This window comes from Tamlana carrageenivorans, from assembly GCF_002893765.1.
Lineage (GTDB): Bacteria > Bacteroidota > Bacteroidia > Flavobacteriales > Flavobacteriaceae > Pseudotamlana > Pseudotamlana carrageenivorans.
This window is the reverse complement of sequence record NZ_CP025938.1, coordinates 215,390-241,367: the sequence shown is the minus strand read 5'-3', so window position 1 is coordinate 241,367 and position 25,978 is coordinate 215,390. Positions and strand designations below refer to the sequence as shown.

Genomic DNA, 25,978 nt, shown 5'->3' with positions numbered 1-25,978 from the left:
ATGTGTGTGTTACTTGGTTTTTAATGTGGTATACATGCCTTTTCCTAAAGGTTTGAAGTCATTGCTCTCTGCAATATGCTCCACTTGAATCCCTTTAATCGCTTTAAGTTTTTCGTATGATTTTGTGGTGGTTCCACTAATTAAAGAAAGCGCTTTGGCTAAAAACGGATCTGTATCTTCCCCAAGAACACCTAAATTTTGGATGTTTTCACCTTCATAACTTACACCTGAATTGGTTTGGTACGTTATGATATGATCTGGGGCTAATCCGTTATCGTAATCAGAGACTCCATTTATATTTGAAGACTTATATACAAGAGGTTGCATAGCGTAGGTGTGGTTGGGATTTGCATTACCTCTGCTAAAATCTGGCGCATCATATAATGTAATCGATGCGGTATATTTACCAGCTGTGTTTGCACCTATTTGTACAACATCGATGTATGGGTCTAATCCATTTAAAATAAGTTCACTGGCAGATGCCGACCCTCCAGTAGTAAGTACATAAACTTTATTTAGGTTTAATGAAGTTATTGGACTACCGTCTGTAAGTGCATTAGGAAAACGGTTAATTAAAAAATCTGGATCTACCTGTTCAAAATATGTTTGGTATTTTGGGTTCCATTGTTCGGTAATAATTATGTCGTTTTCAAATTGTCCCGTAATCATGGAACATAATGCTAGGGCTGAACTCACACGACCTCCTGGGTTATATCTTAAATCTAAAACCAATTCTGTAATCCCTTGAGATTTTAATTCGGCAATGCTATTGTTTAATTCTGAATCAAAATTAGCAATAAAACTATTATACATTAAATAGCCTACTTTAGTACCGTTAAGTTCAATAACTTTATTAATATGAATAGGGTTTTCTGTGAAATTTGTTTTCGTTAAAGTGACGTTTTTATTGGTTAATTCAATTTGGCTATTACTTATCGTAGCCATTCCAAGGGTGTAACTGCTGTTATTTCCAAACAATAGGTCGTAGTAGTTAGAAACAGTGAGTTGTTGACTATCAACAGTCATAAAAAACTCACCTCTTTTAATGTCTTTTGTTGAAGAATCCGATCCATTGGCTACATACCTCACATACCCTAAAACATCGTTAGTATTCCCTATGCGTACGAGTCCGAAATCCAAACCATTACTTAAGGTAGTCCCTTGAAAGGAGTTTTCTAAAGCAATATAATCATTAACTAAAAAGCTAAATCGGTCAACCTCTCCTCTTTGATAAAGTAGGCTTTCAAATAAATTTTCTGGACTATCATAAGTATTTAAGAAGGCGTAATAATCGTCGGTATTACTAAATTTATTATCTGCTAAATACGGAACCTCGTTCTGCCATAAATAAACTTCATTCAAACCTAGCCAAATAAAGTCATTAACTTCATTTTTTAAAACTACAGGACCTTCTTTTTCTTCTTCAGTAGGAATTTCTTGTTCTGGCTCGGGAGTAGGAGGGGTGTCTTCTTTAGAGCAACTAGTAAGTGACAAATTAAAGCATACAATAAATATGAACAGGTGGGGTAAGTGTTTCAAGATTTTCATAAAATTTGCAAATTGGGTAGTTCGTTAATAAAGGCTAAATTAAACACAAAAAAGAGGAATAAAAAATATAATAACGTAGTCGCTTAAAATAATGTGGTAAAATACAAAAAAAAAGGCTATTTAAATGAAACCTATAATAGTGTTACTTATTGTTTAGGTTATCATATATTTTAGCACGACTTTTTTTTCATGTAACAAAACGAATGTTTGTTCGTCGTAATTACAGATAGCATGAAAAAAGCTATTTGTTGATAACGAAAATCCAAAATGAACCAAAAAGAATTCTTAGAACTAGTATCACCGTTTAAGGATAAGCTGTTTCGATTAGCAAAACGCTTATTGGTTTCTACCGAAGAAGCCGAAGATGCCACTCAAGAAGTTCTTATCAAATTATGGAATAATAAGGCTAAAATCCCAACGTATAAAAATGTTGAGGCTTTTTCGATGACGATGACTAAAAATTATTGTTATGATAAGTTGAAATCGAAGCAGTCGCAAAATCTAAAAATTGTGCATAGCAATTACGAAGACAAGCAGGTTGGGGTTCAAAAGCAAGTGGAGTTGAATGATAGTCTGCAATGGGTTGAAAAAATTATGGAACAACTACCAGAGCAACAACGTTTAATCGTTCAGCTACGGGATATTGAAGCATACGATTTTGATGAAATTTCTAAAATACTGGATATGAACCCCACAGCAATACGTGTGGCTTTATCGAGAGCAAGAAAAACAATTAGAGAAAAACTGACTAATACGCATAATTATGGTATTAAATAATATAGAAAAGTTAATAGAAAAATATGAAAATGGCGAAACCTCTATAGCTGAAGAGCAGGAGTTGAAACGTTATTTTTCCGAATCTGAAGTTCCCGAACATTTGGAGGGTTATAAATCACTTTTCACCTATTTTTCGGTAAAACAGCAGGAAACTTTTAACAAAGCCTTGCCTTTAAAAAAGGCTCCAGCTATGCCTTATAAATGGCTAACAGCTGTTGCTGCTACGGTAGTATTGCTTTTAGGTTTTTATCTGGGGAATCGAACTGAAAATCAAGATTTAGGCACTATTAACGATCCTGAGTTGGCCTTCATGGAAGTGTCAAAGTCCTTAGAAATGATTTCAACAAAGTTTAATCAAGGCGCCTCAACAGTAGGTTATTTAGATGAAGTCAATAAAGGGGCTTCAACTTTAAATTATCTGAATGAAATGGAAAATGCCACACAAATAATATTTAAAAAAGAGAAAAAATGAAAACTTCAAATCACATAAATACAAAAACTATGAAAAATAAATTTTTAGTACTGCTACTTGCGGTAGTGTTATGGCCATTATCAGGATGGGCGCAGAGCGATATTTTTGAAAAATATAGCGATAATACAGAGGTGACCTATGTTTCAATTAAGCCAAAAATGTTTCAGATGATTGCAAAAATGGGTATTAACGTCGATGACCCCGAGGCCGAAGCATACATGGATATGGTTAAAAGTATCACCAGTTTTAAAACCATTGTAACAGCTAATAAAGGAATTGCTAGTGATATCTCTAAATGGGTGTCTTCAAGATCAAACAGTTTAGAAGAACTCATGGAAGTAAAGGACGAAGGTACCGATGTTAAATTCTATGTTAAGGAAGGTAAAGATTCAGACCATGTTAAAGAGCTTCTAATTTTTGTAAATGGCGTGGATAAAGTGCTTAAGAATCAAGGAGTAGAAGTTAATGGTGAAAACCGAGATATTGAAACTGTAGTGGTTTCGCTTACAGGTGATATCGATTTAAAGCAAATATCTAAGCTTACCGATAAAATGAATATACCTGCAGGGAAACATTTAGAAAAGAAAAAATAATTGTAAATACCATGACCATGAAAAACATATTCAGAAACATCATGCCTTTGCTTTTAATTGCGGTTTTATTTACGAGCTGTAATAATAGTGAAAGTTTACAGCGCTATTTTGTAGAGCATCAAGAAGCTAAAGGTTTTGTGTCGCAGGATTTTCCTTTATCGATGATCGAGGTTGATCAATCCAATTTCACCGAAAAGCAGCAAGAGGCTTATCAATCTGTTCAAAAACTAAACTTTTTAGGTTTTAAAGTAGATCCAGAAAATCAGTCGGTTTACGAAACGGAGCTCGCTAAGGTTAAAACCATTTTAAGTAACGAAAAATACAATGAGTTGATCGACTTAAGCGATAAAGGCAAACATCTTTCCGTAAAGTATCTGGGTGAAAATGATGAAGCCGATGAGTTTATCTTGTTTGGATATGCCAAAGAAAGAGGTTTCGCCGTAGTACGGGTTTTAGGTCATGATATGACGCCCAAAAAAATGATTAGTTTGGTTGAAGCTATGAAAAACGCGAATATCGATGAAACGCAGTTTCAAAAAATTGGTGATTTTTTTAGGTAATCAATGTTATAGGCTATAAGCTAGATGCTTTATACTAAAAAAGCTGTCTAAAAGTATGGCGATCTGTGTTTAACAAGATGCTACTTTTAGACAGCTTTTTTATTTTATGACAAGCTGAAATTACTTCTTCTGTTTGCGTCGTGATTTTGTTTTCATGTAAATGATGTTAATCACAACGGCAGAAAAAATAAGTGTCATTATAGTTAAAACAATAAAATTATCTAGGATGTCTAGAATTCCGAATGAAAAAATTCCAGCTACCATCAACATGGTTAACCCTAATGATTGTTTATCGCTTAACATAAATATTATTAAATTCCAGTATAGTTACTAGGAGTAATACGTTTTAATTCAGCTTTTATTGTGTCAGACACCTCTAAAGTATCAATAAAACTAGAAATGGACTCTTGATTTATTTTGGAGTTTGTTCTTGTTAACCCTTTTAAAGCTTCATATGGATTCGGATAAGCCTCACGACGTAAAATCGTTTGAATAGCTTCAGCAACCACAGCCCAGTTATTTTCTAAATCTTCAGCAAATTTACCTTCATTTAAAAGTAATTTATTCAATCCTTTTAAAGTCGATTTAAAACCAATAAGTGTATGTCCGAAAGGCACACCTACATTTCGTAAAACGGTACTGTCGGTTAAATCACGTTGTAATCTAGAAATAGGTAATTTAGCTGCAAGGTGTTCAAATACGGCGTTTGCAATACCTAAGTTACCTTCAGAGTTTTCAAAATCGATAGGATTTACTTTATGTGGCATCGCCGAGCTTCCTACTTCTCCAGCTTTAATTTTTTGCTTGAAATAATCATTAGATACGTATGTCCAGATATCTCTATTCAAATCGATAATAATCGTGTTAATACGTTTTAAGGCATCAAATAAAGCGGCCATAAAATCGTAATGCTCAATTTGAGTTGTTGGAAACGAGTGGTGTAAACCTAGTTTTTCTTCAACAAAATGACTTCCAAAAGCTTTCCAGTCATTATTTGGATAAGCCACATGATGCGCGTTAAAATTACCTGTAGCACCACCAAATTTAGCGGCGTTAGGAATGGTTTTTAAAACCTCAAATTGTGCTTCTAAACGCACTACAAAAACTTCAATTTCTTTCCCTAAACGTGTTGGAGATGCTGGCTGACCATGCGTTCTAGCTAACATAGAAATGGCAGACCAATCTTTCGATAATTCTTTTAATTTATCTACAACCGTCGTGTATTCTGGAATATAAACATCGTTTATAGCTTCCTTAATACTTAACGGAATAGCGGTATTGTTAATATCTTGAGAGGTTAAACCAAAGTGAATAAACTCTTTGTATTCAGACAATCCTAAGGCGTCAAATTTTTCTTTAATGAAATATTCAACTGCTTTAACATCGTGGTTGGTAACACTTTCAATTTTTTTTATGGCAAGGGCATCTTCCGAAGAAAAATCTTTGTAAATCGCTCGTAAACTATCAAAAAGCGAAGCATCAACCGATTTTAATTGTGGTAACGGAATTTCGCAAAGTGCAATAAAGTATTCTATTTCTACTAAAACGCGGTATTTGATTAAAGCTTCCTCCGAAAAATAAGGCGCTAATTCGCTAACTTTACTTCTATAACGACCATCAATTGGTGAGATGGCATTTAATGCTGATAGTGACATAAATTTTTGATTTTAAGAAGTCGCAAAGATAGGTTTTTTAACGCGAATACAGAATATGAGAAGCTTAAGTTTTTGATTGTTGTTTTAAAATAAAGCTTGTGACTTAAGATGAAAAGACCGTTTCACTAAAAGGCATAAGACTAAAGACTTGAATCTGCGTAAATGCAAAATAGAATTAATTAATTATTGTTTTTTAAGAAGTCAAGCAGGAAAAACTTTGAACCTTAGGAATGTGATTTAAAATAAGCTTTTATGAGAAATTAGGTTGGTAATGATGAACAATTATGATTGTAGTTACAATGTTTTATTCTTCAATATTGTTTAAATTATCAGAGCTAGCTTTGGTGCAAACGACGTTTAAAATATAAGCAACTCATTTGACTTCTTTATAGAGAATTTTATAATCTCTAACCACAATCCTTCGATATTCAGGGAAAATGTCATCTTTTTGGTATTGCTTTGAAAATACTATTTGCTTTGAAGCATCTATTATAGCTTTTCTCAAAATACTTCTTGCCGATGGCAGATTTTTATAGCGATAATCTAAAATTTCAGTGAGGGATTCTCTTGCTTGACGTGTCCAAGCAACTTTGCTAACCTTATCTAGCATTTAAAGGTCTTCTTGTTCAAATTCTTCTGCAGAGATATAATCGCCTTTAGTTATTTGCAATTCAGCGATGTCTAAGGCTTTTTTGTAGTCATGACGAGACATAGGGGAGCCGTCAGGGTGATAAGCTACAGTTTCATTTTTAATGTAGCCTTCATATAAAGCATCAACCAACTGTAAAAAACGATCATCGACCGTTTTAATAGATTTCTTCCACTTTTCTCTTAATTCGAATGCTTCCATAACAATAACGATTGCAATTAATATCTAATGCTGACTGAAAAGTCAATAATGTTTATCAGTAAGTTGAAAATATATCAACAAGCTCAATCTGACAGCATTTATGTTTTTCAGAGAAACTCTGACATAAACAGGAATAAAGATACAACAATTGCAGTAAAAAGACTAAAATCTAACCTTGAACATCATGTGGTTTATCTTTAGAAAATGGGCTTATATAAAAATGGTCTCTTAATAATTGTTAACTGTGGGGTGTTGATATTTAGTGCTTTAGCTTTTTCAAAATATGACGAGCACGCGCTTTAAAAGCAGCACTTTGACTAGCAAAATCACGAACTAAAATGATTTTTAATTCGGGGTGTACCCAATCGTATTCTTTGCCTAGCAAAAAAAGTGTTGTCATGCCATAGGCTTTAGAGGCTACTTTTTCGTCGTTAATCATGTAGTCAAAACAGGTTTCTATAATCCGTTCTTTGTGGGTTGCTGTTAATGCTGTTTTAACGGTATGCGGTTCTTTCCCCGTATAACTCAAGGCTATAAGTTCGCATATTTTCGCCACCGGACGCACCGCTGAGTCGATATGTACTTTATGAATATTTTCTGTAAATAGATTCAAGTAGGGCAGAAGCGGCTCTAAACTTAATCTGCACACAGCCTCCAATACCCAACCTGCTTTAGGTGAGATTTTGTCGTCAACCACAAAAAGTACTTCTAAGAGTTTTGGTACCAGTTCGGGGTTGGCTAAAATTAAATGGGCATAGTGTAAACGCTTTTCCTTGGAGTGGTTTACCTTATTTAATTCCTCGTAAAGTTGAGAGGTAGTCAAATGCTTTTCTTATTTTTAAGGCCTAAAATTAATCAAAAATGAAGATATTAAAAAAGATCCTGTTAGCCTTATTGGTATTATTTGTTATCGCTCAGTTTTTTGGGCCTGAAAAAAATGAAGGTGATTTAAAATCTATAGAACCTTTTTTAGCAGAGACCAATCCGCCAGCAGATGTAAAACGTATTTTGGAAGAAACTTGCTACGATTGTCATAGTGATGTAACCCGTTACCCTTGGTATAACAACATCACGCCTGTAAATTATTGGTTGGCAAGTCATGTTAAAGACGGAAAAAAACATTTTAATTTTTCTGATTGGGTGGATAATTCAACAAAGCGTAAAGACCACAAATTTGAGGAGCTTATAGAAATGGTTGAAGAAAAAGAAATGCCTTTACCTTCTTACACATGGACCCATTCTGAAGCTAAACTTAGCGACGCACAAATAGCATCAGTAATTAACTGGGCTAAAGTGGTTCGTATTAAATATGGTTTAGAGCCGAAAGCGGAATAATAGTTAATAATTAACAGTTAATGGTTGTTTGTAATTTAACGCAACCAAACTTGAAATTAAATATCTAGTAAGAAATTGAGTTATGAAATATTTTAAACAGATATGCCTTTTCCTTCTTGCAATAACATTTTTTTCTTGTAGTTCAGATGATGAAAGTAGACCATCCGAATATGAGTTTGTAAAGGAATATTCTACTACAGTAACTGTTGGTGGTTTCGTAGGAATAGCTCAGCGGAATTTTCAAATTGGAGAAGTGTATAAAGGAACAAAACAAGGTAATGGGACAATCTCAATAAGGATTGCGGAACATTCAGAATTAAATGATGACTGTCCAAACAGTTGGTGTTATCAAGAGCTATTGGATGTGCCGCAAGAGTTTTTAAAATCAGTAGAATAATTGATTATAGTTAATAATTAATAATGAAAAGTGAATAATGAATAATTAACATGTAATAGTTAATAATGAAAAGTGAACAGTGTTTCTTTTTATAGGATAACGACATTTTTTGTTAGTAAGTTGTTTTTTCTTTCTTCACCTTTTGTTTGGTATTTATATTGTGTTTGCCAAATTTTTAGTCAATAGTCAATAGTCAATAGTCAATAGTCAATAGTCAATAGTCAATAACCAATTGTCCAAACAACTACTCATCATCGGATTCGTATGGCCAGAACCTAAAAGTTCTGCGGCTGGTAGTAGGATGATGCAGCTTATTGAGGCTTTTCAAAAAGCGGATTATAGCATCACTTTTGCAAGTCCATGTGCTAAAAGTGATAACGCGTTTAATTTAGATGGTATCGGTGTTTCACAAGTGGCTATAGCCCTTAATAATTCAAGTTTTGATGAATTTATAGCCGATTTAAATCCGGATGTGGTCTTATTCGATCGCTTTATGATGGAGGAGCAATTTGGATGGCGGGTGACTGAAAATTGTCCGAATGCCATTAAGTTATTAGATACTGAAGATTTACATTGCTTAAGAAAGGGGCGTCAACAAGCTTTTAAGGATAAACAGGTTTTTGATACGTCCTATTTATTTAACGATGTGGCGAAACGAGAAATTGCTAGTATTTACAGGTGCGATTTGAGTTTAATGATTTCGGAAGTGGAGATGGATATTCTGAAGAATCGGTTTAAGGTTGATGACTCACTCTTAGTTTATCTGCCATTTTTATTAGAGCCAATTTCCGCGGAAGCGATAAAAAAACTACCAAAATTCGAAAACCGCGACCATTTTATAACCATTGGTAACTTTTTACATGAACCCAATTATAACGGCGTTTTGTATTTAAAGGAAACTATTTGGCCGCTTATAAAAAAACAACTACCACAAGCCGAACTTCATATTTACGGGGCTTATGCTTCTCAAAAAGTGACCCAATTGCATAACGAAAAACAGGGCTTTTTCATAAAGGGTTTTGCTGAAGACGTTCATGAGGTCATGCAAAAAGCCAAAGTGTGTTTGGCGCCTTTACGTTTTGGTGCTGGCTTAAAAGGGAAACTCATTGATGCCATGCAAAATGGTACGCCTTGTGTGATGTCTAGCATTGCTGCGGAAGGCATGTTTGGTGATTTTGAATACAATGGTTTTATAGCAGATGAAGTTCAGGCGTTTGTAGATAAAGCTGTTCAACTCTATGAAAATGAAACACTTTGGACTGAAAAACAACGCCATGGTTTTCCGGTAATCAATGAACGGTTTAATAAGCAGCAACACGTTAACCAGTTTTTTGAAGTTTTAGAAAACACATTAATACACCTTCACGACAAACGCTTGCATAATTTTACCGGACAGATGTTACAACATCATACCATGCAAAGCACCAAGTTTATGAGTAAGTGGATTGAAGCAAAAAATGCTTAATAATCCTTATCCTTTTTATTTATTAAAAATGTATGTATTCATTTTTTTAGTTCACTCGTATTATTTTAAATGAATGAGTTCGTGAATCTCCTATGTCGATTTTATTGATGAAAAAACGAATCAAAAAAATCTAGGCTTACGAACCTTTATCTAAATTTTTCGTTCGACACCTAAATTTCAGGAACTCGCAATAAAAATCAGTGGTAAGTTTGAAAGTTCGTTTAGCTCAAACAGCCTGAAATTTCACGGTGTTTTCACTTCAAATTTCACGATAAATTTTCGATAGGCCATAAAAGCCTTCGTATAAATATTAATTCTAAAATCGTTGATTTTTAATAGTTTATGTTGAATATGAGCTCTTGGTAGATTATATGCAAATCTTGTTTATTCCTTATCTGGAGGGGTGCCAGGACCTACAGTTGTTTCTTTAAACCACACTTCGGTATAAGCACCGTTTTGATATTGTTTCGCGATATCACCATTATAATGATCGGATCCTGTGCTCCAAACCATATTGTCTTCCGGGTTTTTACCATTCGATTGGTTGTAAGCTCCTTGTTTAAAATATTGTATTTCGTTTGAGTAAGCCGTTTCACGCTCGACACCATCACGACCAATACTAGCGTATAAAGTCCATATTTGTTCAGGAATATCGGCTTTTGTAGCAAAATCTGATTTTGTTAAATCCTTAGTGAATTTCACCGTTTCATGGCCTTCGCTTGTAAAGGTTAAATACATGATGCCTTGATAAACGTTGATTTCGTATGTAAAGGTTTCCCCTAAAGCAATACCGTCCTTTGGTTCTTCGGGGAAGGTGGTTGGGGTTTCACCAACAATCGACATGTCGTAACCCCAAACCGCGGTAGAATAATCCCATCGCTTTGAGTTATCACCCTTTGTATTGATTTCATAGTTCCAAAAAACAGACCCTTTCGTGTGGCCAGGGAATTTCTTGTAGAATATTTTTATAGGTTCATTCTCGTGCCCTTCATCACTATGAATTTGTCCTACTACAGTCGAAAATGAAGCCGCTACACGTGCATCTCCACTTGTAGAAACATGCATCACTTTTAAAGTTCCTGTAAGTTTGCCTCCTGTTTCTGGAGTCCAATGCGCTTTCTGACCTAATTCGGTTCTTGTGTTACTTGAGGTTCTAGATGTTACACCAGAGTTAGGTGTTTTATAAACTACCCAATTTGCTTTTTCGTCATTTGCTACGTAAAAAAAATCTTTATGTTTAAAACGAACAAGTTCATCAGTATGCACACCATTACCTAAAAGAATTTTCCATTGATCCATGAAAGGGATAACATCATTAGGATAAATGATGGGAGTTCTTTTTTTAGAGGTTTCTTTACTTATTGTTTTATTAGTTGTATTTGCACAACCAATAAGTATAAATACTACAGTACCAAGTAACAGAGAAAAAGAAGAAAAAGTTTTAATTGCTGTTGTATTATAGTTTGATAGAAACTACGCGGAAACCAGTAAGGTTGTATCCGTGTCTGTATTTAGGTTCGTTGCTACTACGGTTAGCAACGTGACAATAAGAAGCATCGTTATACCAGCTTCCTCCACGTAATACTTTGTAGTCAGCACTTATTATGTTTAAAGGATCTATGGTTGTACTTTTTGCATAATATTCTTTTTTATACCAATCTAAGCACCATTCCCATACGTTTCCACTCATGTCATATATTCCTAATTCATTAGGCTTTTTTGTAGCTACAGGTTGTGTTTTATCGTTACTGTTTTCAATAAACCATCCTACGTTTTTCATTTTATTACCACCAGAGTAATTATATCCTTTGCTCTTATTACCACCACGAGCAGCATATTCCCATTGAGCTTCTGTAGGTAATGTTATTTTGCCTTTTAATTTTTCGCTAAGCCAATCACAGTAATTTACAGCTTCATCCCAAGATACATTTATTATTGGAGAATTATCGTTCCATCCCCAGTTTGGTTCTTTAGGCATTTCTACTCCTGTTTCATTACAATAGTAGCGGTATTGTGCTACAGTTATTTCTGTTTTTCCAATACTAAAATCAGATAAAGTTATTTTATGAGTTGGAACTTCATCACTTCCTTTAGCTCCGTCTTTATTCCCCATAGTAAATGTTCCTCCAGTAACTTCTATAAATTCTGGAATGTTTTGAGCTGTTGAATGTAAGAAAGTTATGGTTAAGATTAGAGTTGAAATTATTGTCTTCATTATGTTTGTTTTCAAATGATTTTTTAACAGTCTTTAGTAAATATCTTACATATAGCTATCTTAGAATTACCAAATATAATATTTAAATGTTAATAATTCCAAAATCTGTTTTTAATATTATATACGTTATGTAAGAATTTTAATTATTTTTTTCACTCCAATTGTAGCTTTTTCAGGTATTACAATCAAATTTTTATGATTTTTAACATGAGGCTTAGGGTCTATAAAATAGACAGGGGTGTTTTCAGGAATATAATCTTTTAGCCCTGCAGCAGGGTAAACTTGCATGGACGTACCAATAATCATTAAAATATCGGCGGTTTCACAAATGTCAATGGCTTTGTCCATCATAGGAACGGCTTCTCCGAACCACACGATATGCGGACGTAATTGATGGCCTTTTTTGCAAAGATCACCTAAAAGAATATCTTTTTCCCATGTCATGATATCGTTTTCATCAAAGCAGCTTTTTGCTTTTCGTAACTCGCCATGTAGGTGAATCACGTTGCTGCTGCCAGCACGTTCGTGTAAATCGTCTACATTCTGAGTGATAATGCTCACTTTGAAATCTTTCTCTAACTCAGCCAAATCAAAATGTGCTTGGTTGGGTTCAACCTCAAACAATTGTTTGCGTCGCTGATTGTAAAAATTGAGCACCAATTCAGGGTTGGCAGCAAAACCTTCTGGGGTGGCAACTTCCATAACATCATGGCCTTCCCATAAACCATTGGCATCCCTAAAAGTGTTTATACCGCTTTCGGCGCTAACGCCAGCTCCTGTAAGTACTACTAAATGTTTCATGTTATAAAGGTATTATTTTTTATGGCATCGTGAAAAAATGAGGCGGGCTTAATGTTAGAATTAAGAAAACATCAGTGTTGGATAGTTCCTTTAATTTTTAAGAAGTTTATTAATTTTGCATCATGATAGACTTAAAACTCTTAGAACACCTAGAAGCTTACCTCACCGAAAACCGAAAACAACGTTTTGATACCGTACTGCCACAGCGCACAAAACATTTCACTGTAGCCACAGAAGATGTGTATCAACTGCACAATACAAGTGCTGTGATACGAAGTTGCGATGTTTTTGGCATTCAAGAGGTGAATATTGTTGAAGAGCGCAATTCAAAACGCATTGATCGAGAAATCGCTATGGGTGCCCAAAAATGGGTGGATTTAAATCGGTATCACCATGTGAAAAGTTGTATTAGTGATTTGAAACAAAAAGGCTATCAAATTGTTGCCACAACACCACATACCAACGATTGTGAATTGCATGATTTCGATGTGACTAAAAAATCTTGTTTTTTCTTCGGAAGAGAAACAGAAGGCTTATCTCAAGAAGTTTTAGATGAAGCCGATTGTTTTCTAAAAATCCCTATGGTGGGCTTTACCGAAAGTTTGAATATTTCGGTGTCGGCAGCTATTATTTTACAGCATGTCACCACAAAATTAAGACGTAGTGATATCCATTGGCAACTCGCTGAAGATGAGATTAATGAGAAGCGTTTGGATTGGTGTAAGAAGACTTTGAAGAGTTATGATGATATTGTGGCTCGGTTTTATGAAAAGTTGTAAAGTTTCAAAGTAGCAAAGTTAAAAGGGAACAATGACACTTCGACGAGCTCAGTATGACAATGTTAGTTTTTAAGCTTATAATCGCTGAAAGTAACTTGCATAGAGCTTAAAGCCTTAGGCGAAAACGCACAAGCGCCTAGTATTTAACCGCTTACACAGTTAAACACATCAGCAATTAAACAATAAAAATCCTAGATTTTACGATTTCTACCACGGCTAAGCACCTTGTACTCTTCGTAGCATTCGCTAATGGCATCAAGAATTTGTAGGTCGTTTGCGGTTTGAATAAACCCTTTGGAGTAGTTACACTGACTCACAATTTCGTCTAAATCGACACGATCTACTTGTAGTAAAACAGTAAGCATTTCTCTGTCGAAACGTGAAGCTAAGAGGTTTCTAATTTCATCATCCTCTTTCATTTTCTTTAATTTCTTAAGCTCATTTGGTTTTTTACCAAACATACGGTGTAAGAAATCGGCAGGATTAAATAAGGATCCTACCATTTTGGTTAGACCAGATTCTTTACTGGCTTCGTAGCCTGTGCCTTCAAGTCCAGATATACTGTATCGGTAATTGTCGTTAACAGCAGGAACTTGAGCAATGTCAACTTCTAAATAACCAGTAAGTTTTAATTGGTTTACAACCACTTCCTCTAAAGCTAGGGCCAATTCGGTTAATTCGATATTTGAACTTCCAAATTTTAACCAGTCATTGGTAACACGTACTTTAATAGATTTAAAACCTAGATATGAAAAATGAAGCGTGTCATTTACTTTTGCAGAAATAGAGAATTCCCCTTTACTATTGGTTGTGGTTCCAATCACCTGATTAAGGTTAACAATATTTACGCTTTCTAAAGGCTTGTCGGTTGAAGCGTTTATAACCACACCCAAAACCCTGTCTGCTTCTTCTTGTGAGAAACCCACGGTAGAAATAAGTAATACAGTTAATAAGATGAGGTAACGTTTCATAAATCCTTTTAGTTGATTAGGGGATAAAAGTAATAAACAATAAGCATGAAAGATAAGTATCTTTTTTATTTTGACTAAAAATTAACAAAATAGTTTAATCACAATTTGGTTTTCTTGATGTCAAGCTGAGCTTGTCGAAGCTTAATTTAAAATGGTTGAAATAATACATTTCGACAAGCTCAATGTGACATGGTATGGTGTTTTGCCTACATCTTAAAGCCTATAGCCTACAGCATAATACTATCTTCTAGAACGTCTTGGTCTATCGAAGTTCCCTCCGCCAGAATCCGAGCGTCTTGGTTTTGAACTTCCTTCGCTACGACGTCTTTCACTTCGGTTACCAGAACCACCTTTACGATCGTCACGTCTTCCTCCAGCGCGTTTTCCGTCATCACGACGTCCGCCGCCACCACCACGTCTGTCATTACGTCTTCCACCACCACGGTTTTCAGACACTTCAACGTTTACAAATCGACCTTCATGTTTAAAATCGGTGAAAAAGGCTAATACCTTTTCTTTTGCTTCATTTTCAGTATTAAAGAAAGAAAAACTGTCTTTTACTTCAACTTTAAAAACATCATCTCTACCAAGTTCTAATTTCTCTTTTAAGAAGTCTTTCAACTGCATCCAATCGAAACCATCTTTACTACCTACGTTTATAAAGTAGCGTGTCGAATCAGATTTTCCACCTTTAAAATCTCTTCCGCCTTCACGACCACCATCTCTATCATAAGAACCTTCAGCAATATTTAGGTTTTTAGATTTGTTATAGTAATTGAAGAAACGTGTAAACTCAACCGAGAAGAATTTTTTAATTAATTCATCTTTAGAAGTATCAGCGAACTTTTCATTAATTTCCGTAAGGTACTTTTCAATTTCTGGGTTAACCTCAGTATTATGAATCTTATTGGCTAAGGACATCAACTGAACTTCGCAGATTTCCATACCATCTGGAATCTCTTTCTTATCAAACTGACGTTTAATAATACGCTCGATACTTTTAATTTTACGGACTTCACTTTTAGAAACAATAACCATAGAAACCCCTGTTTTACCAGCACGTCCGGTACGACCAGAACGGTGGGTGTAAGTTTCAATTTCGTCTGGTAATTGGTAGTTTATAACGTGGGTTACATCATCAACATCAATACCACGAGCCGCAACATCGGTTGCAACAAGCATTTGAATTTGATTTTTACGGAAGGCATTCATGACTAAATCACGTTGATTCTGACTCAAATCGCCGTGTAAAGCCCCTGCATTGTAGCCATCTTCAATAAGTTGTTCGGCTACTTTTTGCGTATCACGTTTTGTTCTACAGAACACCACAGAAAAAATATCTGGGTTAGCATCTGCTAAACGTTTTAAAGCTTGGTAACGGTCTCTAGCATTTACTAAATAGTATTCGTGAGAAACGTTACTGGTACTTTCATTTTTATTTCCAACGGTAATTTCTTGCGGGTTATGCATGAAGTTTTTTGCAATAGCAGCAACTTCTCTAGGCATGGTTGCAGAAAATAACCAAGTACTTTTGTCGGTTGGTGTGTGCGATAAAATATCAGTGATATCTTCCTTAAAGCCCATGTTTAACATCTCATCGGCTTCATCTAAAACGGCATATTGAATTTTAGAAATATCAACCATTCTTCGGCTAATCATATCTTTCATACGACCTGGAGTCGCTACAATAATTTGTGCGCCACGCTTAATATCTCTGGCTTGATCGGTAATACTAGATCCGCCGTAAACAGCAACTACATTTAGGCCTTTACAATATTTACCATACAATTTCATTTCGTTGGCAATTTGTAAACAAAGCTCACGTGTAGGTGATAAAATTAAACCTTGGGTGGTGCGGCTATCCACATCAATTTTTTCTAACATTGGGAAACCAAAAGCGGCTGTTTTTCCTGTTCCCGTTTGGGCTAGGGCCACTAAATCGCCTTCAGATCCTAATAAAATAGGGATGGCTTTGGCTTGAACCTCACTAGGTTCTGTAAATCCTAAATCTGTAATAGCTTGTAATAGGTCGTTATTAAGACCCAATTCTTGGAATGTGCTCATTCTATATGTAAGTATTCGATTGTTTTATGTGGTGTTACATAAGAAGCGAATCGACATACTTAACCTTAAACTTCTAGTAACACATCCTCACTCTGAGGAATTTAAACTCATTTTTCTGAGTTTCAAGCGGCAAAGATAGTCTTTTATTTTATAATGGCATTAATTTGTGATATCCTTATGAATTAAGGCTGACTAAGCAGGGCGTTTTCGTCAACCTCAACTTGTTTCAAGTTCTCAGAACAGCTGTAAATCAGTAGCCTGAAATTCTGAAACAAGTTCAGAATGACGTGATAAGGCCATTTAGGGACAGTTGCTATGAATTAAGTTGATTACTTTCGATAAAATCGGATTGTTATTATCTTTTTTCCAAACCGCTGAAAGTGAGGTGCGCTGCGGAATCATATCCAGATCAATAAACTTAAGGTTACTGTTTTCTGAAGATTTTAAAGATTTAGGCACGATGGAAATTCCGAAGCCGTTTTCTACTAATTTATATATAGAATCGGCATGTATGGTATTGTGCGAAGTAATGGGTGTGAAGCCGCTATCGTCAAAAATACCCATGACTTTCTCATAATAGGCAGCACTGTATTCAGGATCAAATAAAATAAAGGATTCGTTTTTTAACTGACTCACACTTTTGAAGGTGTCGTGAGAAATGCTGTGGTTTTTTGGAAGCACCAAACAAAAGGGTTCTTTTAATACCAGTTGACTGGATAAACCTCGCGGAATACGTTCCAAACGTACAAAACCTATATCTATATCTTGAGCCAACAAACCATCTATTTGTTTGATATTATCCATTTCCTTTAAACTGAATAAAACGTTTGGGTGGTTTTTTGTAAACTTGATAAGCAATTCGGGGATAATTCGTTGCATGGCCGAACCCACATAGCCGAAATTCAGTTCGCCATCTTTACCGTCTTCCAAAAGTTTCGCGTGATGTAAAATGTTATCTAGTTGCTTCAGATTTTTGGAGAGTTCGTCCTTTAAATATTGCCCAGCAAGAGTGAGTTGCACATTTCGGTTGTGTCGGTGAAAAAGCGTTATGCCTAAGGCGTCTTCCATTTCCTTAATCTGTCGGCTTAACCCAGGCTGCGATATGTAAAGCCTTTCGGCAGCTTTTCGGAAGTGTAATTCTTCGGCAACAGCCAAAAAATATTTGATATGTCTTAGTTCTATTTGATAACTCATAGTTATTAATTGGTTAAAATAATGATCTTATTTGGTATCAAAATTATCAATAATTTTGTAATTGTACCACTATTAATGCTTGAATACCCATGAAAAAGATATTTAAATACGGAATTAACACCTTAACGGTGAAAAAAGTACTAGCCATTGCTAACGGCAGCTTGGAAGCGGTCTTGTGTGAAGAAGCCATTGAACAAATTCAAATTTGTCGTGCTAAAGTTGAAAAAATGGCAAGCTCAAACAAAGCGGTTTATGGTATAAATACAGGATTCGGCCCGCTTTGCGATTTGCAAATTACACCAGAGGAAACCAATAAACTTCAGGAAAATTTACTCATCACACACGCGGTTGGCGTAGGGAACCCTATAGATAAAAACCTGTCTAAAATCATGATGATTTGTAAGGTTCATGCTTTAAGTCAGGGGTACTCGGGGGTACGTTTAGAGCTGGTAGAACGTATTTTATATTTCATTGAAAACGATTTGCTACCAACGGTTCCAGAGCAAGGTTCGGTAGGTGCTTCAGGTGATTTAGCGCCCTTGTCGCATTTGTTTTTACCGCTTCTGGGTGAAGGCGAATTTTGGATTGGAGATTCTATTAAATCCGCGAAAGCGATATTAAAAGAGCATAATTTAGAGCCTATAGAGCTCCAAGCCAAAGAAGGTTTGGGTTTAATAAATGGTACACAATTCATTCTGGCTCATGCGATTGTTGGGTTGAATAAAATGGAATACTTATTAGATTTGGCTGATGTTTGTGGTGCCATGAGTATTGAAGGCTATCAAGGCAGTTCGTCGCCTTTTAGAGATGAGTTGCATAGAATTCGTCCGTTTAAAGGCTGTATCGAAGTGGCCGAGCGCATGACAATGTTGTTGTATTCTTCACAAAATGTAAACTCTCATGAAAACTGCGAGCGTGTTCAAGATCCTTACTCTATGCGTTGTATTCCTCAGGTTCATGGGGCGTCGCGAAATGCTTACTACCACTTGTTAGAATTGGCAGAAATAGAAATGAATTCGGTAACCGATAATCCCATTGTTTTAAGTGATACCGAGGCGATTTCTGGTGGGAATTTCCACGGACAACCCTTAGCGATGGCTTTAGATTATGGATCTATCGCTGCCGCGGAATTGGGTAATATTTCAGATAGGCGTTGTTACCTTTTAATTGAAGGTAAATTTGGATTGCCACGTTTATTAACGACTGGTGGGGGACTGAATTCTGGGTTTATGATTCCGCAATACACTACGGCTGCCTTGGTTACCGAAAATAAATCGCTGTGTTTTCCGCCTTCAGCAGACAGTATTCCAACCTCATTAGGGCAGGAAGACCACGTATCTATGGGGAGTATTTCGGGGCGTAAATTCAATCAGATTTTAGGCAATTTAGAAAAAATATTGGCCATCGAATTAATGTACGGTGCTCAGGCCCTAGAGTTTAGGCGTCCGAACACGTTTTCAGATATTATTGAAGAAAACCACAGAATAATTAGAGAAAAAGTTCCGAAATTAGAGGATGATAGACTTTTAAAAGATGATATCAATAATATGATTGCCTTGGTGAGAACTCAAGCGTTTAATTTAAAATAGATGGCTTGTTGTCATTCCGACAGAAGGAGGTACGACTGACGAGGAATCTCTTAGCAAAAAGATTCTACCTCATGCTTCGTCAGAATGACATCCAAAAATGGAATGACCGAAGAATATTTCAAAAGGAAGAGATGCTTCACTGCGTTCTGCATGACAAAGCGTTTAGAGTGACAGGGGAGTATAAGCCTAATATTAATGGTCTTCGAGCGGAGTCGAGAAGCTAAGAGAAAAGTTGAGGGAATTATGTTCTCGACTCCGCTCGAACACCGTGATAAGGATGCATCACATTGTATTGTATGATAACGTGTGATGTTGCTGAAATGGAGGAGGAATAAAGAAGCTTTTAAAAGCCTAATATTAAGGTCTTCGAGCGGAGTCGAGAAGTGAAAAGTTAAGAGCATTATGTTCTCGACTCCGCTCGAACACCGTGATAAGGATGCATCACATTGTATTGTATGATAACGTGTGATGTTGCTGAAATGGAGGAGGAATAAAGAAGCTTTTAAAAGTCTAATATTAAGGTCTTCGAGCGGAGTCGAGAAGTGAAAAGTTAAGAGCATTATGTTCTCGACTCCGCTCGAACACCGTGATAAGGATGCATCACATTGTATTGTATGATAACGTGTGATGTTGCTGAAATGGAGGAGGAATAAAGAAGCTTTTAAAAGTCTAATATTAAGGTCTTCGAGCGGAGTCGAGAAGTGAAAAGTTAAGAGCATTATGTTCTCGACTCCGCTCGAACACCGTGATAAGGATGCATCACATTGTATTGTATGATAACGTGTGATGTTGCTGAAATGGAGGAGGAATAAAGAAGCTTTTAAAAGTCTAATATTAAGGTCTTCGAGCGGAGTCGAGAAGTGAAAAGTTAAGAGCATTATGTTCTCGACTCCGCTCGAACACCGTGATAAGGATGCATCATATCGTTTTGTATGATAACGTGTGATGTTGCTGAAATGGAGGAGGAATAAAGAAGCTTTTAAAAGTCTAATATTAAGGTCTTCGAGCGGAGTCGAGAAGTGAAAAGTTAAGAGCATTATGTTCTCGACTCCGCTCGAACACCGTGATAAGGATGCATCATATCGTTTTGTATGATAACGTGTGATGTTGCTGAAATGGAGGAGGAATAAAGAAGCTTTTAAAAGTCTAATATTAAGGTCTTCGAGCGGAGTCGAGAAGCTAAGAGAAAAGTTGAGGGAATTATGTTCTCGACTCCGCTCGAACACCGTGATAAGGATGCATCACATTGTATTGTATGATAACGTGTGATGTTGCTGAAATGGAGGAGGAATAAAGAAGCTTTTAAAAGCCTAATATTAAGGTCTTCGAGCGGAGTCGAGAAGCTCAAGTCGTCAACAGTCAAAAGTAAAAACAAAAAAAATGACATTCAAAGAACAAATTTTACAAGGCATTCCAACAAGAATGCCATCAAAATATAATTACCCTGAAGGGGCTAATCGTGCGCCAAAACGAAAAGACATTCTTTCTAAGGAAGAAAAACAATTAGCGATTCGAAATGCTTTGCGTTATTTTCCTAAAGATTGGCATGAGGAATTGGCTTCAGAGTTTGCTCAAGAACTTAGAGAATACGGTAGGATTTATATGTATAGATTCAAACCCGACTATAAAATATTTGCGCGAGGCATTTCCGAATATCCTGCAAAATCAACGCAGGCAGCGGCTATCATACTCATGATTCAGAATAATTTAGATCCTGCCGTGGCCCAGCATCCCGAAGAATTAATTACCTATGGTGGAAATGGTGCGGTGTTTCAAAATTGGGCGCAGTACCTGTTAACCATGCAATACTTGGCTCAAATGACCGACGAGCAAACCTTGCACCTGTATTCTGGTCATCCTATGGGATTGTTTCCATCGTCAAAAAATGCACCACGTGTGATAGTCACTAACGGTATGATGATTCCTAATTATTCTAAACCCGACGATTGGGAAAAATTTAATGCCTTGGGCGTGACTCAATACGGACAAATGACAGCAGGGTCGTTCATGTATATTGGTCCGCAAGGCATCGTGCACGGTACCACCATTACGGTTATGAATGCCTTTAGAAAAGTGTTAGAAAAAGGCGATACTTCCGAAGGGAAAATATTTTTAACAGCAGGATTAGGCGGTATGAGTGGGGCGCAACCTAAAGCAGGAAATATAGCAGGTTGCATTACTATTTGTGCTGAGTTGAATGCCAAAGCAGCTACAAAACGCCACGAACAAGGTTGGGTAGATGTGTTAATTGATAACATAGACGATTTAGTTACTAGAGTTAAACAAGCAAAAACATCAAAAGAAGTGGTTTCCATCGCGTTTATTGGTAATGTAGTTGAAGTTTGGGAGCGTTTCGATGAAGAAGATATTTTTATTCACGTGGGGTCCGATCAAACTTCATTGCATATTCCATGGACAGGCGGTTATTATCCTGCAGGATTAACTTATGAAGAATCGAATCGTTTAATCCGTGAAGAACCAGAAGTTTTTAAAGAAAAAGTACAAGAATCGTTACGCCGTCATGCCCATGCTATTAATAATCATGTGGCCAAAGGCACGTATTTCTTCGATTATGGAAATGCCTTTTTATTAGAAGCTTCTCGTGCGGGTGCCGATGTGATGGCCGAAAATAATATCGATTTTAAATACCCGTCTTACGTTCAAGATATTTTAGGTCCGATGTGTTTCGATTATGGATTCGGACCCTTCCGTTGGGTTTGTACTTCAGGAAAACCTGAAGATCTTTATAAAACTGATGATATTGCTGCTTCTGTTCTAGAAGAAATCATGAAGACGGCTCCAGAGGAAATTCAGCTGCAAATGCAAGATAATATCACATGGATTAAGGATGCCAAGAAAAATAAAATGGTTGTTGGTTCACAGGCGCGAATCTTGTATGCCGATGCCGAAGGTCGTGCTAAAATAGCCGAAGCTTTTAATAATGCTGTTGCTAGTGGCGAGATTGGACCTGTAGTTTTAGGGCGCGATCATCATGATGTGAGTGGTACCGATTCGCCTTATCGTGAAACTTCTAATATCTATGATGGTAGTAAATTCACTGCTGATATGGCCATTCATAACGTGATTGGTGATAGTTTTAGAGGCGCTACTTGGGTGTCCATTCATAATGGGGGCGGCGTAGGCTGGGGTGAAGTGATGAATGGCGGATTTGGTATGGTACTCGACGGTTCGGCAGAAGCTGAAGAACGCCTAAGAAGCATGTTGTTTTTTGATGTGAATAATGGTATCGCTCGTAGAAGTTGGGCCAGAAATGATGAAGCGCTTTTTGCGATTAGACGTGAAATGAATCGTACTCCAAACTTAAAAGTAACTTTGCCTAACTTAGTCGATAATCAATTACTAGAAAACCTGTTTTAATGAAATACCCATTATTAAGCTTACCCGCACAGCGAAATGATAATTTAGGTGTTCCATGTGACCACTAAAAAACAATAAATATTAACACATGAAAGTCCTATTTAAAAATATCAAGGAATTACTTCAAATTAGAGATGAAAATACCCGTTTTGTCTCTGGAAAGGCCATGAATGAGTTGCCAACGATTAAAGATGCTTTTCTTCTCGTAAAAAATGATGTGATTTATGATTTTGGTCCGATGAAAGACTGTCCCGATGAAGCGGTAGACCATGTGGTTGATGCTACAGGGAAAATGGTTTTACCAACTTGGTGCGATTCGCATACCCATTTGGTTTATGCTGGTCAGCGTGAAGGTGAGTTTGTAGATAAAATTAATGGTTTAAGCTATCAAGAGATTGCCGAAAAAGGTGGCGGAATTCTTAATTCGGCGAAGCAAGTACAAAATATCTCAGAAAGTGAATTGTATAAGCAAACTAAAACGCGATTGGATGAAGTTATCGCTTTAGGTACCGGAGCTGTTGAAATAAAATCTGGTTATGGCTTAACTTTAGAATCTGAGTTAAAAATGCTTAGTGTGATTAAGCGCTTAAAGGAAAATCATCAAATTCCTATTAAGGCTACTTTTTTAGGCGCACATGCTGTTCCTGAAGAATATAAGAATAATAAAGCCGGTTACGTCGACCATATTATTAAAGAAATGATTCCTTTAGTTGCCGAAGCTAAGCTTGCCGATTTTGTTGATGTATTTTGTGAAAAAGGCTACTTTACGGTTGAAGATACCAATCGTATTTTAGAAGCCGGAAAGTTACATGGTTTACAAGCCAAAATTCATGTGAATCAGTTTAATTCTATTGGAGGCGTACAAGCAGGAGTGAAACAAAAAGCATTATCTGTAGATCATTTGGAGGTGATGAAATATGAAGATATTGTCGTTTTAGAAAAATCTAAAACCATGCCTGTAGCCTTGCCAGGTTGTTCCTTCTTTTTAAGCATTCCATTTGCCCCAGGCAGAAAAATGATTGATGCCGGATTGCCACTAGCTCTAGCAACCGATTATAACCCAGGATCATCGCCTTCAGGAAACATGAATTTTGTGGTGTCTGCGGCCTGTGTAAAAATGAAATTAACGCCCGAAGAAGCCATTAATGCAGCAACAATAAACGGTGCCTACGCCATGGGCTTAGAGCATAAAGTAGGGTCAATTACCAAAGGAAAACAAGCCAACTTGATCTTAACAAAAGCTATTAGTTCTTATCATTTTATACCATATTCATTCGGAAATCATCAAATTGAACGTGTTTATTTGAATGGTGTTGAGGTGGTTTAGTTTGGTTGTTTAATGAAGACGCACATATGTTAAAATAAAAACACACTTCTCGACTCCGCTCGAAGACCGTTGAAAACATCAATCAAGCTGGTGTTCGAGCGGAGTTGAGAACATTTGACCAGCCTATAGGATTCTCAAATTTTTCAATTAATTGGTGTCATTTGTTTAATGAAAAAGCGCATACATTTAAAATAAAAACACACTTCTCGACTCCGCTCGAAGACCGTTGAAAACATCAATCAAGCTGGTGTTCGAGCGGAGTTGAGAACATTTGACCAGCCTATAGGATTCTCAAATTTTTCAATTAATTGGTGTCATTTGTTTAATGAAAAAGCGCATACATTTAAAATAAAAACACACTTCTCGACTCCGCTCGAAGACCGTTGAAAACATCAATCAGGCTGGTGTTCGAGCGGAGTTGAGAACATTTGACCAGCCTATAGGATTCTCAAATTTTTCAATTAATTGGTGTCATTTGTTTAATGAAAAAGCGCATACATTTAAAATAAAAACACACTTCTCGACTCCGCTCGAAGACCGTTGAAAACATCAATCAAGCTGGTGTTCGAGCGGAGTCGAGAACATTTGACCAGCCTATAGGATTCTCAAATTTTTCAATTAATTGGTGTCATTTGTTAAACGAAAAAGCGCATACATTTAAAATAAAAACACACTTCTCGACTCCGCTCGAAGACCGTTGAAAACATCAATCAAGCTGGTGTTCGAGCGGAGTCGAGAACATTTGACCAGCCTATAGGATTCTCAAATTTTTCAATTAATTGGTGTCATTTGTTAAACGAAAAAGCGCATACATTTAAAATAAAAACACACTTCTCGACTCCGCTCGAAGACCGTTGAAAACATCAATCAAGCTGGTGTTCGAGCGGAGTCGAGAACATTTGACCAGCCTATAGGATTCTCAAATTTTTCAATTAATTGGTGTCATTTGTTAAACGAAAAAGCGCATACATTTAAAATAAAATCACACTTCTCGACTCCGCTCGAAGACCATTGAAAACATCAATCTAACTGGTGTTCGAGCGGAGTCGAGAACATTTCATTGGTCAATATAGATTTCAAATTATAGAAATAAAAACATATATTAGTTATAGGGAAATGATTGCAAATGCTCAAATGGGTAAGGGAGTGATTAAGCAGTGTTGAGGTGGTCTAGTGTTGGAAATGTTTAATGAAAAAATACAAGTATCTAAAATAAAAACACACTTCTCGACTCCGCTCGAAGACCGTTGAAAACATCAATCAAGCTGGTGTTCGAGCGGAGTCGAGAACATTTCATTGGTCAATATAGATTTCAAATTATAGAAATAAAAACATATATTAGTTATAGGGAAATGATTGCAAATGCTCAAATGGGTAAGGGAGTGATTAAGCAGTGTTGAGGTGGTCTAGTGTTGGAAATGTTTAATGAAAAAATACAAGTATCTAAAATAAAAACACACTTCTCGACTCCGCTCGAAGACCGTTGAAAACATCAATCAAACTGGTGTTCGAGCGGAGTCGAGAACATTTCTCAACAAAAATACTATAACAAATGGCAGGATATTTATATATAGTTAGAATGCTCAGATGGTACTTTTTATACTGGAAGTACTAAAAACTTAGAAATTAGATTAGGGCAGCACCAGTTTGGAGTTGGGGCTAATTATACAAAAACTAGATTGCCTGTAAAATTGGTTTTTCATCAGTTCTTTATGAATATAGCTGATGCTTTTCTGTATGAAAAGAAGATTCAAAAATGGTCTCAAGCAAAGAAAAAAGCTATTGTTGAAAATCAATGGGAATTATTACCTGCGTTATCAGAGTGCAAGAATGATACTAATTTTAGGAATAAAGAGTAAGAATTCTCGACTTCGCTCGAACATCGGTTAAAAAAAATACACTTTATAGCGTGTGCTTTGTTGGGTTTTTGTGAAACCTAAGTGTATAATAGGGCACAGTAAGTCTCTAAAAATCAGAGGCAAAAAACGCATTAAAATAATTACACTAC

The 25,978-nt window shown here is 36.3% G+C and carries 24 protein-coding genes; 12 read left to right on the top strand and 12 right to left on the bottom strand.

Annotated elements, in window-relative coordinates; translation table 11 throughout:
• Nucleotides 1–9 precede the first annotated feature (9 nt).
• Complete coding sequence (locus C1A40_RS01145; RefSeq protein ID WP_158651236.1) at nucleotides 10–1,494, bottom strand: S41 family peptidase; 1,485 nt, start codon at nucleotides 1,492–1,494, stop codon at nucleotides 10–12.
• 321 nt (nucleotides 1,495–1,815) lie between these two features.
• On the opposite strand from C1A40_RS01145, the gene C1A40_RS01140 reads away from it, so the two are divergent.
• Genes C1A40_RS01140 through C1A40_RS01125 form a run of 4 tightly spaced genes read left to right on the top strand, consistent with a single transcriptional unit; the run spans nucleotide 1,816 to nucleotide 3,950 of the window.
• On the top strand, nucleotides 1,816–2,325 hold the full coding sequence (locus tag C1A40_RS01140) for an RNA polymerase sigma factor (RefSeq protein ID WP_102994288.1): 510 nt from the start codon (nucleotides 1,816–1,818) through the stop codon (nucleotides 2,323–2,325).
• Entirely contained in the window at nucleotides 2,312–2,797 is a 486-nt protein-coding gene (locus C1A40_RS01135) for a hypothetical protein (protein WP_102994287.1), read from the top strand. Before C1A40_RS01140 ends, C1A40_RS01135 begins: the two co-directional genes overlap by 14 nt.
• A gap of 29 nt (nucleotides 2,798–2,826) precedes the next feature.
• Complete coding sequence (locus C1A40_RS01130; protein ID WP_102997103.1) at nucleotides 2,827–3,390, top strand: DUF4252 domain-containing protein; 564 nt, start codon at nucleotides 2,827–2,829, stop codon at nucleotides 3,388–3,390.
• Nucleotides 3,391–3,407: 17 nt separating this feature from the next.
• The gene (locus tag C1A40_RS01125; protein WP_241910465.1) at nucleotides 3,408–3,950 is read left to right on the top strand and encodes a DUF4252 domain-containing protein; all 543 of its coding nucleotides are present in this window, start codon (nucleotides 3,408–3,410) and stop codon (nucleotides 3,948–3,950) included.
• 120 nt (nucleotides 3,951–4,070) lie between these two features.
• Here C1A40_RS01125 and C1A40_RS01120 read toward each other — a convergent pair whose 3' ends face one another.
• The 5 genes from C1A40_RS01120 to C1A40_RS01100 form a co-directional block, all read right to left on the bottom strand.
• Nucleotides 4,071–4,253, bottom strand: a complete 183-nt coding sequence (locus tag C1A40_RS01120; RefSeq protein WP_102994286.1) for a hypothetical protein — start codon at nucleotides 4,251–4,253, stop codon at nucleotides 4,071–4,073.
• An 8-nt stretch (nucleotides 4,254–4,261) separates the two neighbouring features.
• Nucleotides 4,262–5,605, bottom strand: a complete 1,344-nt coding sequence (purB, locus tag C1A40_RS01115) for an adenylosuccinate lyase (RefSeq protein ID WP_102994285.1) — start codon at nucleotides 5,603–5,605, stop codon at nucleotides 4,262–4,264.
• Nucleotides 5,606–5,978: 373 nt separating this feature from the next.
• Nucleotides 5,979–6,215 (bottom strand): type II toxin-antitoxin system RelE/ParE family toxin, encoded by a 237-nt coding sequence (locus C1A40_RS01110; RefSeq protein WP_102994284.1) that lies wholly within the window; start codon nucleotides 6,213–6,215, stop codon nucleotides 5,979–5,981.
• On the bottom strand, nucleotides 6,216–6,455 hold the full coding sequence (locus C1A40_RS01105) for a hypothetical protein (protein WP_102994283.1): 240 nt from the start codon (nucleotides 6,453–6,455) through the stop codon (nucleotides 6,216–6,218).
• A gap of 259 nt (nucleotides 6,456–6,714) precedes the next feature.
• On the bottom strand, nucleotides 6,715–7,278 hold the full coding sequence (locus tag C1A40_RS01100) for an adenylosuccinate lyase (RefSeq protein ID WP_102994282.1): 564 nt from the start codon (nucleotides 7,276–7,278) through the stop codon (nucleotides 6,715–6,717).
• Between the two features lie 38 nt (nucleotides 7,279–7,316).
• Between C1A40_RS01100 and C1A40_RS01095 the strand changes: the two genes are divergently transcribed.
• The 3 genes from C1A40_RS01095 to C1A40_RS01085 all read left to right on the top strand — a co-directional run bounded on the left by C1A40_RS01095 (nucleotide 7,317) and on the right by C1A40_RS01085 (nucleotide 9,652).
• Nucleotides 7,317–7,790 carry a heme-binding domain-containing protein gene (locus C1A40_RS01095; RefSeq protein ID WP_102994281.1) on the top strand — a complete coding sequence of 158 codons (474 nt, stop codon included), beginning with the start codon at nucleotides 7,317–7,319 and terminating at the stop codon, nucleotides 7,788–7,790.
• Between the two features lie 82 nt (nucleotides 7,791–7,872).
• Entirely contained in the window at nucleotides 7,873–8,187 is a 315-nt protein-coding gene (locus C1A40_RS01090; protein WP_102994280.1) for a hypothetical protein, read from the top strand.
• A gap of 232 nt (nucleotides 8,188–8,419) precedes the next feature.
• Nucleotides 8,420–9,652 carry a glycosyltransferase family 4 protein gene (locus tag C1A40_RS01085; protein WP_102994279.1) on the top strand — a complete coding sequence of 411 codons (1,233 nt, stop codon included), beginning with the start codon at nucleotides 8,420–8,422 and terminating at the stop codon, nucleotides 9,650–9,652.
• Nucleotides 9,653–10,036: 384 nt separating this feature from the next.
• On the opposite strand, the gene C1A40_RS01080 is transcribed toward C1A40_RS01085, so the two are convergent.
• The 3 genes from C1A40_RS01080 to C1A40_RS01070 all read right to left on the bottom strand — a co-directional run bounded on the left by C1A40_RS01080 (nucleotide 10,037) and on the right by C1A40_RS01070 (nucleotide 12,668).
• On the bottom strand, nucleotides 10,037–10,951 hold the full coding sequence (locus C1A40_RS01080; protein WP_102994278.1) for a polysaccharide lyase family 7 protein: 915 nt from the start codon (nucleotides 10,949–10,951) through the stop codon (nucleotides 10,037–10,039).
• Between the two features lie 157 nt (nucleotides 10,952–11,108).
• A complete protein-coding gene (locus C1A40_RS01075; protein ID WP_102994277.1) occupies nucleotides 11,109–11,867 on the bottom strand; it encodes a formylglycine-generating enzyme family protein in 759 nt (252 codons plus the stop codon).
• A gap of 126 nt (nucleotides 11,868–11,993) precedes the next feature.
• Nucleotides 11,994–12,668 (bottom strand): SIR2 family NAD-dependent protein deacylase, encoded by a 675-nt coding sequence (locus C1A40_RS01070; RefSeq protein ID WP_102994276.1) that lies wholly within the window; start codon nucleotides 12,666–12,668, stop codon nucleotides 11,994–11,996.
• Between the two features lie 122 nt (nucleotides 12,669–12,790).
• On the opposite strand from C1A40_RS01070, the gene C1A40_RS01065 reads away from it, so the two are divergent.
• Entirely contained in the window at nucleotides 12,791–13,447 is a 657-nt protein-coding gene (locus C1A40_RS01065) for a TrmH family RNA methyltransferase (protein ID WP_102994275.1), read from the top strand.
• 191 nt (nucleotides 13,448–13,638) lie between these two features.
• Here the strand turns inward: C1A40_RS01065 and C1A40_RS01060 are convergent, their stop codons facing one another.
• The 3 genes from C1A40_RS01060 to C1A40_RS01050 form a co-directional block, all read right to left on the bottom strand.
• Nucleotides 13,639–14,418, bottom strand: coding sequence for a carboxypeptidase-like regulatory domain-containing protein (locus C1A40_RS01060; protein WP_102994274.1), 780 nt, complete (start codon nucleotides 14,416–14,418; stop codon nucleotides 13,639–13,641).
• Between the two features lie 240 nt (nucleotides 14,419–14,658).
• Nucleotides 14,659–16,482 (bottom strand): DEAD/DEAH box helicase, encoded by a 1,824-nt coding sequence (locus tag C1A40_RS01055; RefSeq protein WP_102994273.1) that lies wholly within the window; start codon nucleotides 16,480–16,482, stop codon nucleotides 14,659–14,661.
• 300 nt (nucleotides 16,483–16,782) lie between these two features.
• The gene (locus C1A40_RS01050; protein WP_102994272.1) at nucleotides 16,783–17,676 is read right to left on the bottom strand and encodes a LysR family transcriptional regulator; all 894 of its coding nucleotides are present in this window, start codon (nucleotides 17,674–17,676) and stop codon (nucleotides 16,783–16,785) included.
• A gap of 89 nt (nucleotides 17,677–17,765) precedes the next feature.
• On the opposite strand from C1A40_RS01050, the gene hutH reads away from it, so the two are divergent.
• From hutH to C1A40_RS01030, 4 genes are all read left to right on the top strand, one after another.
• Nucleotides 17,766–19,265 (top strand): histidine ammonia-lyase, encoded by a 1,500-nt coding sequence (gene hutH / locus C1A40_RS01045; RefSeq protein ID WP_102994271.1) that lies wholly within the window; start codon nucleotides 17,766–17,768, stop codon nucleotides 19,263–19,265.
• Nucleotides 19,266–20,645: 1,380 nt separating this feature from the next.
• A complete protein-coding gene (locus C1A40_RS01040; protein ID WP_102994270.1) occupies nucleotides 20,646–22,643 on the top strand; it encodes a urocanate hydratase in 1,998 nt (665 codons plus the stop codon).
• Between the two features lie 88 nt (nucleotides 22,644–22,731).
• Nucleotides 22,732–23,970, top strand: coding sequence for an imidazolonepropionase (gene hutI / locus C1A40_RS01035; RefSeq protein ID WP_102994269.1), 1,239 nt, complete (start codon nucleotides 22,732–22,734; stop codon nucleotides 23,968–23,970).
• Between the two features lie 1,625 nt (nucleotides 23,971–25,595).
• Nucleotides 25,596–25,829: a GIY-YIG nuclease family protein gene (locus C1A40_RS01030; RefSeq protein ID WP_199287756.1), complete on the top strand. Its 234-nt coding sequence runs from the start codon at nucleotides 25,596–25,598 to the stop codon at nucleotides 25,827–25,829.
• Nucleotides 25,830–25,978 lie beyond the last annotated feature (149 nt).